A 12,650-nucleotide genomic window follows, 5' to 3' on the forward strand; every position below is an offset into this window, starting at 1 on the left:
CGCAGCGGCTAACCTGGAATGATAGAGCCAGGGCTCAGCGATCCACATAGCATCCTGGTAATCCCCGAATCCAATAAGGCGGTGTTCAATAAAATCAGTGAGTGCCTGCTCAGCTTGGTGTTTGGTAACAGGCCAATCAAAGCTTTCAGTGCTACCTGGATTGTCTGGCAGATGATCATTAACGCAGCGTATAACCTTCTTAGTAATAGCGTCTGGTGTAAACGTCCGTGGCTGAGGAATTCCTGCGGGCCCGGTTTTCGGGAAGGCTTTACGATTTTCGGCGTCAAAGTTCCAAGCGCCACCTGCGGGTTTGTCGCCGTCCATAAGGACACTGTAGCGTTTGCGCAACTCGCGATAGTAGTACTCCATTCGAAGAGACTTCCGCTTTGCTGCCCAGTGAGAAAAGTCCGCAGGAGTTGAAAAGAAGTGGCTATCGTCAAGAATAGTCAGCGGAATACCGGCGTGCTTGGCTGCGCCCTCAATAAGCTGTTGCACGCGCATGTCGCCGGGTTGAACTACGGTCACTGCCTGTGGCCGGAGATCATCAAGTGTGGCGGCCAATGCTTCGTCGAGCCCTGTCCAATCGTGTTCATCGAGTGCATGGTAGATCAATGGATAATTGCTACGCTTCAGCGTTTCGGCAAAGTGACGCATGGCGGATAAAAAGTATACCGACCGGGTCTTGTGAGACGGCACGTGGCGACTCTCTTCAATGACTTCTGCCATCCACAAGGAGTCACGCTCGTGCCACTCGTTAAACAGTGGACTATCGAGTGAAAGCTGGTCACCGAGAATAATGCGAAGTGTTTCTATACCCATGTTGTAGTCTACGTATAAGATTGTGTTTTGTATCAATCACATGTGTTAAATCCATTGCACGGAAAGAAAGCCCGCGCTCAGCAGCACACCAAGTGCAGGTATCCACACCCTGTAGGAGTAATGAGGGCCTTGTTGGTAGGCGATTGCAGATTGCGAGGCATTCACGCAGATGAATACCAGTAATACGATGCTGGCGGTGATTTCAGCCAGCGTTTTTAACGGAAACGCGACCGCAAAAATGAAGACCGTCAATCCGACAGCCACCGTCGCGATCACCGGGGTGTATCGTCTTTTGTGAACCGTTGCCATTAGCGCAGGGGCGAGTTGTCGCTTACCCATTCCGTAGAGTACTCGTGCTCCCATAATGATCTGTACCAGGGCGCCATTAATTACCGCAATGAGACTGATCAATGTGATAGCCGAAACTGGGAAAGCGCCCGTGTGCGCTACGAGGTCGGCAAAAGGTGCGTCGCTCTTTGCCAAAGATTCGATAGGTAGTGCGGTCACCGCGACCACCGCTACACAAATATAGAGCACGGTGCTGATGATCAGCGCCGCGCCTATCGCCATGGGCATCGCCGTTTCAGGGGATTTCACTTCCTCGGCCATGTTGACCATATCTTCAAAGCCTATGTAAGCGTAAAACGCGAGAAATGCACCGGCGAGAATGCCACTGATTTCCGGTGCTGGTGCAGAGGTATGAAAGGGGAGCGCGTTAGAGTCCATCGCGGGTACACCAACGGCCAGGATTATTGCTATTCCGAGCAGTTCTATAATGGTGATGATTACCGCCACGCCAACCGCTTTCAGTACGTTAAGTGTTGCTATATAGGTTAGCCCGGCAACGATGATCAATAGCCCTGTTAAGGTGTCAACGGCAATGAATACATTGATATAGCCCAGTGCACCGCGACTAATGGTCGCAGCGGAAACGACGCCCGTGAGTAGGATGCCCCAGCCTACAACAGCGGCCAGTGTCTGGTTATTAAATGCCTCCTGAACATAGGCGGGCTCACCGGCGCTGACGGGAAAGCGTCGTGACAGCTGGGCATAGGAATACGCGCTAAAACTGACGACGATTGCTGACAGCAGGAAGGAATAGGGGGCATAGTGCCCGGCCTCTTCAGCGATCTTGCCAATGAGGACATAGATGCCAGCGCCGATAATGGTGCCTACGCCGTAGAAGGTCAGCAATAAGCCGGAAATGCGGCGGGCCAGCTTGGGTTTGATGGTAGGGTTATTCACCCTAAACAGTATAGTTAAGATTCATTCGAGCATGTTTTCATGCCGTTGATGCTTTATAATTTGGCCGTATAAACAATTGGTTATGACTTTATCCAGCGCCTTGCTTTTCTGTCACACTGCCTTATTTTAGTAGGCGGTGGCACGGTGATGTCGCAGCACGCTCGGGCGCTGCTTTGGTGAAGTGAACCGCATAGCTGTATTTTCCAGAGTATTTTTACGCAAGGGCACTAAACATGAGTCTCAATGTATATCTTTCCGGCGAAATTCATACCGATTGGCGCCAACGTATTATCGAGGGTTGTAGAGATATTGATCTGACTTTTTCTTCTGCTGTCACCAATCATGAGGCCAGTGATGCCGCTGGTGATTTACTGGGTGACGAAGAGAAGAGCTTTTGGCGAGATCATAAGTCGGCCAAGGTAAATGCCATCCGAATATCAACACTCATAGAAAAATGCGACATCGCGATTATCCGGTTTGGCGATAAATACAAGCAATGGAACGCTGCATTTGATGCTGGTTACTGTGCGGCAAAAGGGAAGCCTTATATCACCTTGCACAGCGAAGATATTATTCACCCGTTAAAAGAAGTGGATGCCGCTGCTCATGCGTGGGCGACTACACCCGAGCAAGTTGTAGAGCTGCTAAGATATATGGTTAGTGATCAGTAAGGCTTTGCTGCTATACCTATATTTCGCGTCCTCTGGTCCACATTAACTGTGCAGGCGGTGTCAAAGCCAGGCGACATTGTTTAGCTCTTCTATCAGCAAATCGATAAACAGCCTGACTTTGGGTGAGAGGTGTCGGTTGCTTGGGTATACAGCCCACACCGCCATGTCTGTGGGTTTATAGGTGGACATAATCTCGATTAGACGCCCGGCAGCGAGATCTTCATGCACGTAGAATTCCGGTAGCTGCACAATGCCCAAGCCCTGACGCGCGGCGGCGAGCAGCGCATAGCCATTGTTGCTGCGCCAGCTGCCGGTCACTGAGATATCGATATGGCTGTGCTTTTCTGGAATGCGCAATCGCCATTGCTTTCGTGAGCCGACCAAGCAGTTGTGTTGCTTTAATTCTTCGATGGTTTCCGGCTGGCCGTAAAGATCGAAATAGTCTCTGCTCGCGCAAAGCACCAGATTCCGCGAGGCGATACGTCGTGCGATCAAGGATGAATCCTGCAGCACACCGGCGCGGATAGCCAGATCGTAGCCTTCCTCCACAAGGTCGACATTACGGATTGAAAAATCCAGCTCGATCTGGACCCGCTCATATCGTGCCATAAAGGCTGCGGCGGCCGGTGCAATGTAGCGTTCACCAAAGGCCCCGGCAACGCTAATGCGCAAGCGACCTTGTGGCTCGGCCTGCTCCGCCTGTACTACCCGCTCGACGTCGTCGATCTGATCAGCTATTTCCCGACAGCGCTGGTAGTACACGTTCCCGGTTTCCGTCAGAGCCAGTTTGCGCGTGGTGCGGTTGATTAATTTGATGCCAAGGTGGTTTTCCAGCTGGCTGATTTGCCGGCTGACGTGCGACTTGGAAAGGTTGAGCGAGTCCGCAGCCGCAGAGAAGCTTCCCTTTTCAACCACTTCAATGAGCAGTTCTGTAGCGTTCCAGCGGCTGAACATGGCAGTGTCTATTGTTTCTGTGTGGCAACAATGTGTTCCATTGTAGACCATTACAATTCAAGCTGGAACAAAATATAGTGGTAGCCAATGAGTGATATAAATGAGGAGCTCCCTATGAAAACGCGCGCCGCCGTAGCCTTTCAGGCAGGCAAACCACTGGAAATTGTTGAAGTGGACCTAGCCGGCCCCAAAGAGGGTGAAGTGCTGGTAGAGATCAAGGCGTCGGGCGTGTGCCATACAGACGCTTTCACTCTCAGCGGCGATGATCCGGAAGGCGTATTTCCAGCCATTCTGGGCCACGAGGGAGCCGGGGTTGTGGTCGAAGTGGGGCCGGGGGTAAAAGGCCTCAAGCCCGGTGATCATGTGATTCCGCTCTATACGCCGGAATGCCGCACCTGCAAGTTCTGCCTCAACCCGAAAACTAATCTCTGTCAGTCTATTCGTACCACCCAAGGGCAGGGCGTGATGCCCGACGGTACTAGTCGTTTCAGCTTCGAAGGCAAACCAATACTGCACTACATGGGCTGCTCTACCTTTTCGAACTATACCGTACTGCCTGAAATTGCTTTGGCGAAAATCAGAGAGGATGCGCCCTTTGACAAGGTCTGTTACATCGGTTGCGGTGTAACCACCGGCGTAGGTGCGGTGGCCTTTGAAGCAAAAGTTGAGGCCGGTGCCACTGTGGTTGTCTTTGGTTTGGGCGGTATTGGGCTCAACGTAATTCAGGGTGCCAAAATGGTGGGTGCCGGAAAGATCATTGGTATCGACCTGAACCCTGCTAAAGAGGCGCTCGGTCGCAAGTTTGGTATGACAGACTTTATCAACCCAAAAGAGGTTGAGAATGTGGTGGACGCCATCACCCAGCTCACCGACGGAGGTGCTGACTACAGTTTTGAATGTATCGGCAACGTAAATACCATGCGGCAGGCCTTGGAGTGCTGTCACAAAGGCTGGGGCGAGTCGTACATTATTGGTGTTGCCGGTGCAGGTCAGGAAATTTCGACACGACCTTTCCAGCTGGTCACCGGTCGTTCCTGGAAAGGCACTGCCTTTGGCGGTGCTCGTGGACGTACTGATGTCCCGCGCATTGTCGACTGGTATATGGATGGTCGCATTAATATTGACGATATGATCACTCACACTATGGGCTTAGACGATATCAACAAAGCCTTCGACCTGATGCATTCCGGTGAAAGTATTCGCTCGGTGGTGCTGTATTAATCGAACGTTACTGATGGAACTTTACTGATGGAAAGAGTCTCTGACGTACTCTGTTTTTCTGGTCGGCAGCAGCGCTACCAGCATCGCTCCGCAGTGCTTGGTTGCGATATGCATTTTTCCGTGTTTCTGCCGCCGCAAGCAGAGCAGGAAAACGTACCAGTGCTACTGTGGTTGTCTGGCCTGACTTGCACTGACGAAAACTTCGTCACCAAGGCCGGGGCGCAGCAGTATGCGGCTCTGCATGGCATTGCCATCATCGCACCCGATACCAGCCCCCGGGGGGAAGGGATTCCTGACGATCCGGAAGGTGCTTACGATTTTGGTTTGGGCGCTGGTTTTTACCTCAACGCGACGCAGGCTCCGTGGAGCAAAAACTACCGGATGTATGACTACTTGGTGGAAGAGCTCCCTGGCTTAGTCGCGCAGCACCTCCCTGTCGATCTTAGTCGTTGTGGTATTTTTGGTCACTCCATGGGTGGGCATGGCGCGCTGACGATCGCCTTGAAAAACGCGGGTCGGTTCAAGTCGGTGTCTGCGTTTGCGCCGATCGTTGCTCCAACCCAGTGCCCCTGGGGCGAAAAGGCTTTTTCCAACTACCTGGGTGACAACCGCATGGAGTGGGAAAAATACGACAGTGTGGCTTTGATTAATGGCGGCGCTGTAGTGCCGCCCCTAAAAGTGGATCAGGGCACCGCGGATAATTTTCTGGAAGAGCAATTAAAGACTGATGTGCTGATCAACGCGCTTAGCAAACGAGCGATAGCCGCTGATGTCCAGTACCGCGCGGGCTACGATCATAGCTACTTCTTTATTGCGACGTTTATGTCTGAGCATATAGCGTTTCATGCGCAGTATTTAAAATAAGTGGTAGCTGAAGAGGGGGGCTGGCGAGGATAATGTTCGGGCTGTAAGCATTTTGAATGCTACGACTCGCCTGGTCCTCAGCGTAAGGCTGCTGAGAAAAGACTGGCTCCTGTAGTGGCAAAACTGGCCGGTTTCTTGACCGGCCATTTTCCTCCGCCTACTGTCGTCGCTTTTCACGTGACGCGCGAGATCTTCAAAACAACTGTAATCTTTTGCCGTCCCATTTATAGGCATAGTGACTTGCTTGAATCACATCGCTGATAAGGTCTGGATAGAAGAGAGCAAAACACTTGCTGCCAGCGTGCCTAACGGAGTTAAAATGGATTCCCTCCCCTCCCTTATCGAATACAGCTCTACCGAATATTCTGGCGCGGGAGTAATCACTAAGCTCATACAGAGCGGAGTTCTTGAACTTAGAGCTTTTGCGCCTCACACCCTGTCTTCCTACCTGCAGTTGTCCATTTTTGCACCTGATGTAGTTTATAGTCCGTTCTAGGATATTCTGGTTGTATTCGGCCAAGATGGTCACATGACGCAACAACAGCTCGGCCATAAGTACCGGCTACGAGTGATATAATGCTTCTCGAATTCATTTATTCAGGGAAGTATTCCCTTGGTTGAGAAAAGAGGCATATGAACTACATTTTAGACGATGGTATCGCTGTAATTTCCCTTGATGACGGAAAAGCCAATGCAGTAAGTATTAGCTTTGTCGAACTCCTTAACAGTTACTTGGATCAAGCAGAACAGGAAGCATCGGCCGTCATCATAACCGGCAGAACAGGTATGTTCTGTGCGGGCTTTGACCTTAAGGCTTTTCAGCAGGGGGCCGAGGTTGCAGATAAGCTGGTGGCGGGTGGTATGGCAATGCTCACTCGGTTGTATGAATTTCCGCTTCCAGTAATTGCTGCCTGTGATGGGCATGCTATTGGCATGGGAGCTTTTTTGTTGATGGCCTCCGACAACAGAGTTGGCGCGAATTCTGACTTTCAGATTTGTTTGCCCGAAACTTCCATTAGCATGCCGTTTACGCCCGTACTGTTGGCGTTGATACACGACCGCATTTCTATCGCGGAAAAGACCATGGCGGTGGTTCAGTCCAAGCGCTATTCTCCAGCTGAATCGATAGCAGCGGGGTTTCTCGATAAGCTTGTTGATCAGAACAGCCTGATGGAAGAAGCTAAGAACCTGGCGAAGGATCTCTCCGCTTTACCTAAAGAATACTACTGTATGAACAAGCGATCTCTTCGGAAGGCTTCGCTAGAATGCATGCACGCTGATCTGAAGTAACCTTTCTGAATTTCTATTCCTGCCTCTCGGTTATTATCGAGATATATTCTGTGGGCCCTGTTATGGGGCCCTTTCAGGTTATGGCTTTACTATTCTGCTGAGGTGGTTGCAGTGCGGAAGTTTTAGCATGTGGTATCCCTGTATGTTAGTACAAGCGCAACAATCTACATTCCCTTGCGGCACGTGACGAAGTAGCAATCGTCGTTTGGATCGTTAGGTACTGAAATGAGTGCTCGGCTGGTATCATGGGCCTCGGTGAGTTGAACCCAAATTGACAGTCGAGTGGATATATTGCCCTACAGCCACTGGGTTAAATGCTGCGTATGCTGTTCAATCGGCTCTTAGAGTATGACCTGCTCACGACGGTAGTTGCGTAGTTTGTACATATATTGCACTAGTCGGGTAGGGGTATTCAGACCTGATGGCAGTGCTCGGTAGCGAGTAGATTTTTATAGCATTACAGTGAACCGGGTTATTGGCCAGCCATTATCTGCCGAGTACGATCGGTTGGCCTGGTAAGATCCGGATAATGAGAGAAGGACGGTTTAGTGGTAAGTAATGACATGTGGAATCCGGCAAGTTGGCGTCAAAAGGAAGCTTTGCAGCAACCTTTATATCGCGATGCAGTTGCCGTAAAGGATGTTGAAGCCCGTCTGCGCCTGATGCCGCCCTTGGTCCTAGACGACGAGGTCGCCATGCTGCGCAATCGTCTGGCGAGCGTTGCGAAGGGAGAGGCCTTCCTGTTGCAGGGTGGTGATTGCGCGGAGAGCTTTTCTGACTTCTCTGCAGACTCTGTACGCAGTACATTTAACGTATTGCTGCAGATGGCTATCGTGCTCACGTATGCGGGGCGTCGCCCGGTGGTCAAGGTTGGCCGTATTGCGGGGCAGTTCGGCAAGCCTCGGTCTGCGGATAACGAAGAACGCGATGGTACCAGCCTGCCCAGTTATCGCGGTGACATTATTAATGCGTCGGCCTTCGATATGGGCTCACGAGATCCTGACCCTGAACGAATGATTCAGGCGTACAATCAATCAGCCACAACATTGAATTTGTTGCGAGCTTTTATCGGCGGTGGACAAGCCGATCTGCATCAGGTGCACAAATGGAATTTGGGCTTTCTTGAGAACAATCCATTGCGCGATCGCTATGAGCAGATCGCCCGCACCATTCAGGACGCACTGTCCTTTATGGAAGTCTGTGGCATTAATAGCGAAAGCCATCCAGCGTTGAGTCGCACGGAGTTTTTTACGTCGCACGAAGCGCTGCTACTGCCTTATGAAGAAGCGTTGGCACGCGAAAACCCGGTGTCCGGACATTGGTACGAATCATCTGCCCATATGGTCTGGATTGGTGAGCGGACACGTCAACTCGATGGTGCGCATGTTGAATTCTTCCGAGGCATTGATAATCCAATCGGCGTGAAAGTTGGTCCAACGATGACATCGGATGAACTGGTGCGGTTGGTCGATGCACTTAACCCGGGTAATGAGCCAGGTCGACTGACGCTAATCAGTCGAATGGGTAGCGATAATATCGCAAAGGTGCTGCCGGGATTAGCGGCCACACTGCGTGATGAGGGGCGGCGTGTTGTGTGGTCATGTGATCCCATGCATGGGAATACCGTGAAGGCGACAAGCGGTTTTAAAACCCGCTCCTTTGACAGGATTTTGTCAGAGATCAAGCAGTTCTTTGCCTTGCTCGAAGGTGAATCGGTTTACCCGGGTGGTATTCATCTTGAAATGACCGGTCAGCATGTGACCGAGTGTACCGGCGGCGCTTACCAGATTTCTGATGCGGATCTGGCCAAGTGCTATCAAACGCAATGCGATCCGCGTTTGAATGCCGATCAGGTGCTGGAATTGGCTTTCGAGATTGCGGAATTTCTGCGGAATTAGGCGATAGCCAGATCCGTTAGAGGTGACCAACCAAACCTATAGCGGCATTTTGTCACGTGGATGAAAACCGCCAGGGCTGACGTTGGCGGTTACCACTATGGATTGGTGATATCTCGACAATCCAGTGGCTTGTTGGGCGTGGTTATCGGGCTTTGCGGCTGAATAGACCGGCCAGTACCTTCAAGCGGTTCACCAGCAACGATAGGAAGATTAGTGCGCAGCCAATGAGCTGACTGTCAGTCATACTTTCGGAAAACCAGAAAACGGCAATGATGGCGACCCAGACTGGCTCCAGCACCATGATGACAACACCATTGCTATGGCGGGTCATGCTTTGGGCGTAGGTCTGCACCAGAAAACGCAGTGCTGTAGAGATCAGTGCTGACGCGACTATCCAGAAGGCGATTATCGGTGATGCTTCACGCAGCGTTGGCGCCCAGAGCTCTAGCAACAGCGATAGCATGCCGGTGATCACGCCGACGCAGCCGAGAACCACGGTGGTTAGAGCGAGTACTGGAACACGCTGAGTTTCATGGGTTTCACCATTGTCGAGCGTGCTGAATTGGCTGTTTGCGGCGCGAGTATTGAGGTTAAAGTACAGCGCAAAAATTGCGGCCGACGCTAACAGTAGTAGTTGGGCGCTTTCGAGGCGCAATCCGTGGCTCAATGACAGAAAGCCTAAACCGGTCACAGCAAAGGGCATGGCCAGCCAGGTATATAGCGGAATGGCTTCGCTGAAGAACACTCGCGCAATCAATGGCACCATTATCACACCAAGGCTGGCGATAAACGCGGCCTCGCCGACGTGAGTCGACTGCTTAAGTCCGACAACCCACAGGCTCATCGCAATACCAAATACAGCGCCTACACGTAGGCTGCGAGCGAGTGCCGCCACACCGAGTACAGGCAGTTGCCGGCGAGCAAAGAAGCCGAGAATTGCACTGGCCAGAATAAAGCGAACCGACATAAAGAGCAGTGGCGGCATGACGCTGACGGCTTCTCTGGACAATATCCAGCCTAGGGCTGCGAGGAGTGTGACAAGCACCAGCAAGAGGTCTGACTTTGTGGTGTTTTCGAGCGGCATCTTCTATCCGGTTGCAGATACGCGAGCCATTCTAGCCGAAGTGGCCGGTATTGGCGTAGTGCGGATCTCATGCGATATTCACTGGTTCTGACATGATTGCCTACGATAGCATGAACATATCTGGGGCAACCGTCACCAGTACCCAACTTACAAAGTTGGGCTGTTGTTCTAGCTGTCGCCACAAATATTTTTTCGGAGATTTTCTGTTATGCCGAACAATAACGTTAGTCAGCCAACGCGAGAGCAACAACTGGCTGTGCTTAAACGTTTGGAAAAATTCAGCCGTTTTACCGACAGCAGTATAAAAATTCCTTTCACCAACTTCAGTATTGGTGCCGATGCTGTTGTGGGTTTATTGCCTGGTGTCGGCGATGTTATAGGCTTGGGTTTTTCGGGGTATGTATTGTTGGAAGCGCATCGTGCAGGTGCTGACGGCGAACTTAAACTGCGTATATTACGTAATATGGGCATCGACTTTGTCGGTGGCCTGCTGCCGGTGGTGGGCGATGCCTTCGACGCCTTTTATAAAGCCAATACCCGGAACACTCAGTTATTGAAAGAGTATCTGGAGCAGCAACTGGCTCCTGAGCCAACGCCGCCACGTTTTAAATGGCTGCCAATTCTGGGCGCGGCTTCTGCGCTGGCACTGGTTATCGGTGCTGTCATTCTGGCAACAGGTGCTGGCAGTCCGCCCTAAATTTGACTAATCGGCTAGCACCGACATTCTGTGCAAGCCTCATGAGTACATAGGGGGCATGCTGCTGCGAAGATCCGAAAATTCCTCGGCAGTTATCCTTGGTTCGTAGGTCGCCAGATCCTGTTCGACACCAACTTCAGTTTCAATCCAATCCTGGTAGTCGTCATTGAAAGGAAAGTCGAGTCCGGTATCTCGGATGCTGACGAGGCGTGGTTGGTTTTTGGTTGCAAGCCTTTCTATGCGCTTTCTGAGTGCAGCTCTGTCTGCCGGGCTTAAGGATTCAGAAGCGAGCACAAGGCAGAGGCTGCGTTCCTGCAGAGTGTGAATAGCTTGCTCATAGCTAGATGCGATGTGGACTGCACAATTTAGTGAGGAGAGTCGAAGCTTGAGTTCGACTCGCGCTGCTATCGATTCCTCGATTATGAGTATGTCCCTTTGCTGTGCTGTTGCGTGCGTTGTCATGTCCCTGCTCTCATTTGGTGTTGTTCGTTGAGAGTGGTAGTAGCAACTTAGATGCCAATTCTGGTCTTGGCGGGATTATCCTTATTTATTATAGAGTTACTGGTGGACTCGCGGCGACCACGTGCAATTATTTCCAGTTTTCGCAAAATGCAATGCATTGTGATTCTTATTGAGGGGAAGTTACAGCACCTTCCCCTCAACGAATACTTAGTAGCGATATCTGCCTTCCAGATACACCGTGCGCGCTGGCTCTATGGTCGCGCGGTAACCACCAACGTCGAGCAGGGTCGCGGCCGAAGCGCCTATGGTGGTTTCATCGCTCAGGTTTTTCCCAACCAGCGCAATATTCCAGGTCCCGTCGTCGGCGCCAATCTGGGCCCGGCCGTTGTAGCGCGTTGTCGCTTCCTGAAAACCGCGGGGATCAAGGTCTGAAGATGTAAAGTGGTCGTCTTTGTAGTTGGCGTCCAGGGTGATTCCCACCAGAAGATTGCCCGGCAAAGGGAAAGTAAAATTTGTGGACACGGAAGCGGTCCATTCGGGCGTCTGTATATTTTCCATGCCTGTCAGTGAGCACGAGCCGTCCGGGTTGCTGTCGCTGCGTCCGACATAGCATGGGCCGTTGTCGTACTCCGTCCATTCAAAGTCCAGATAGGCTACCGAGCCAGTAAGCTGGAACCAGTCCGTGACCAGCCAGCGACCATCCATTTCCAGGCCCTGAGTCAAGGCTTCACCGGCGTTCAGCACGTTAAAAGCGGATGAGCCATCGTAAACGCTGACCTGCATATCGGTGTATTCAACGTAAAACAGGGCAATGTTCAAATCGGCTGTGCCATCTGCCAGCGTCATCTTTGCGCCGATTTCCCAGGCATCTGCCAGTTCATCGTCGTATTCGTAGTTGCGGCCGCCACCGTTGAATTCGTCGCGGTCATTGTTGCCGCGCGCATCGTAGGAGCCGGATTTGGCACCTTCGGTGTAGCTCACATAGGCCATCATCGTATCGGTGGCATCCCATTGCAGGTTGACCAATGGCAGTAGATTCGATGCTTCGCGTTCACCCTGCAGGCTATGAGGGTTGATGCGAAGGTTGTCCAGCAGGAAAAGGGTGGCGGGGTCGGCCGAGCCACGACCTTCATCGTCGTAGATGCGGAATTCCCGTGAGGAAATTTTTTCTTCCTCGACTTTGCGCAAACCAAAGGTCGTGCGCAGGGTTGGCGTCCAATTGAGCGTAAATTGAAAGAAGGCTGACCACGCTTCTGTGTCTACGTAAAAATCTCTGTCGAGAAAGGTCTCAATGGCGACCTGGGTGTCGAGCGCACAAACGCCGGTCGGTTGTACGCCGCCGGTGCGGACTTTCAGTGGTCCTTCTTCGTAAAAGTGCAGGTTATTTTCCTGGTAGAAAACCCCCGCAATGTATTCCATGAATCCGCCGGTAGGGGACGTAAAGC

General features: G+C 51.7%; 12 protein-coding genes. 6 read left to right on the plus strand and 6 right to left on the minus strand.

Translation table 11 applies throughout. The features are described from left to right. Both AC222A_RS17395 and AC222A_RS17400 read right to left on the minus strand, forming a co-directional pair. Window positions 1–819 (minus strand): cryptochrome/photolyase family protein (locus tag AC222A_RS17395; RefSeq protein WP_486775337.1); only part of this gene is annotated, 819 nt, incomplete at its 3' end. A 45-nt stretch (window positions 820–864) separates the two neighbouring features. Continuing rightward, window positions 865–2,064, minus strand: a complete 1,200-nt coding sequence (locus AC222A_RS17400) for an APC family permease (RefSeq protein WP_372748665.1) — start codon at window positions 2,062–2,064, stop codon at window positions 865–867. A 233-nt stretch (window positions 2,065–2,297) separates the two neighbouring features. Between AC222A_RS17400 and AC222A_RS17405 the strand changes: the two genes are divergently transcribed. After that, complete coding sequence (locus AC222A_RS17405) at window positions 2,298–2,735, plus strand: YtoQ family protein (protein WP_372748666.1); 438 nt, start codon at window positions 2,298–2,300, stop codon at window positions 2,733–2,735. Between the two features lie 60 nt (window positions 2,736–2,795). On the opposite strand, the gene AC222A_RS17410 is transcribed toward AC222A_RS17405, so the two are convergent. Further along, window positions 2,796–3,689: a LysR family transcriptional regulator gene (locus AC222A_RS17410; RefSeq protein ID WP_372763939.1), complete on the minus strand. Its 894-nt coding sequence runs from the start codon at window positions 3,687–3,689 to the stop codon at window positions 2,796–2,798. A gap of 114 nt (window positions 3,690–3,803) precedes the next feature. Here AC222A_RS17410 and AC222A_RS17415 point away from each other — a divergent pair, with 114 nt between their 5' ends. Together AC222A_RS17415 and fghA are read left to right on the plus strand one after the other, a co-directional pair. Next, complete coding sequence (locus AC222A_RS17415; RefSeq protein ID WP_372758622.1) at window positions 3,804–4,910, plus strand: S-(hydroxymethyl)glutathione dehydrogenase/class III alcohol dehydrogenase; 1,107 nt, start codon at window positions 3,804–3,806, stop codon at window positions 4,908–4,910. Window positions 4,911–4,937: 27 nt separating this feature from the next. After that, window positions 4,938–5,774: an S-formylglutathione hydrolase gene (gene fghA, locus AC222A_RS17420; protein ID WP_372748669.1), complete on the plus strand. Its 837-nt coding sequence runs from the start codon at window positions 4,938–4,940 to the stop codon at window positions 5,772–5,774. Window positions 5,775–5,967: 193 nt separating this feature from the next. Here the strand turns inward: fghA and AC222A_RS17425 are convergent, their stop codons facing one another. Beyond that, entirely contained in the window at window positions 5,968–6,327 is a 360-nt protein-coding gene (locus AC222A_RS17425) for an RES family NAD+ phosphorylase (protein WP_372783484.1), read from the minus strand. 80 nt (window positions 6,328–6,407) lie between these two features. On the opposite strand from AC222A_RS17425, the gene AC222A_RS17430 reads away from it, so the two are divergent. Together AC222A_RS17430 and AC222A_RS17435 are read left to right on the plus strand one after the other, a co-directional pair. After that, on the plus strand, window positions 6,408–7,064 hold the full coding sequence (locus tag AC222A_RS17430) for a crotonase/enoyl-CoA hydratase family protein (protein WP_486775338.1): 657 nt from the start codon (window positions 6,408–6,410) through the stop codon (window positions 7,062–7,064). 563 nt (window positions 7,065–7,627) lie between these two features. Next, entirely contained in the window at window positions 7,628–8,962 is a 1,335-nt protein-coding gene (locus tag AC222A_RS17435; protein WP_372749349.1) for a class II 3-deoxy-7-phosphoheptulonate synthase, read from the plus strand. 142 nt (window positions 8,963–9,104) lie between these two features. Here AC222A_RS17435 and AC222A_RS17440 read toward each other — a convergent pair whose 3' ends face one another. Then, the gene (locus tag AC222A_RS17440; protein ID WP_486775339.1) at window positions 9,105–10,046 is read right to left on the minus strand and encodes a DMT family transporter; all 942 of its coding nucleotides are present in this window, start codon (window positions 10,044–10,046) and stop codon (window positions 9,105–9,107) included. 208 nt (window positions 10,047–10,254) lie between these two features. Here AC222A_RS17440 and AC222A_RS17445 point away from each other — a divergent pair, with 208 nt between their 5' ends. Beyond that, the gene (locus AC222A_RS17445) at window positions 10,255–10,743 is read left to right on the plus strand and encodes a DUF4112 domain-containing protein (RefSeq protein WP_372749346.1); all 489 of its coding nucleotides are present in this window, start codon (window positions 10,255–10,257) and stop codon (window positions 10,741–10,743) included. 669 nt (window positions 10,744–11,412) lie between these two features. Here the strand turns inward: AC222A_RS17445 and AC222A_RS17450 are convergent. Beyond that, on the minus strand, window positions 11,413–12,650 hold a 1,238-nt coding region (locus AC222A_RS17450; protein WP_486775340.1), incomplete at its 5' end, for a TonB-dependent receptor domain-containing protein.

The organism is Litorivivens sp., assembly GCF_057445395.1.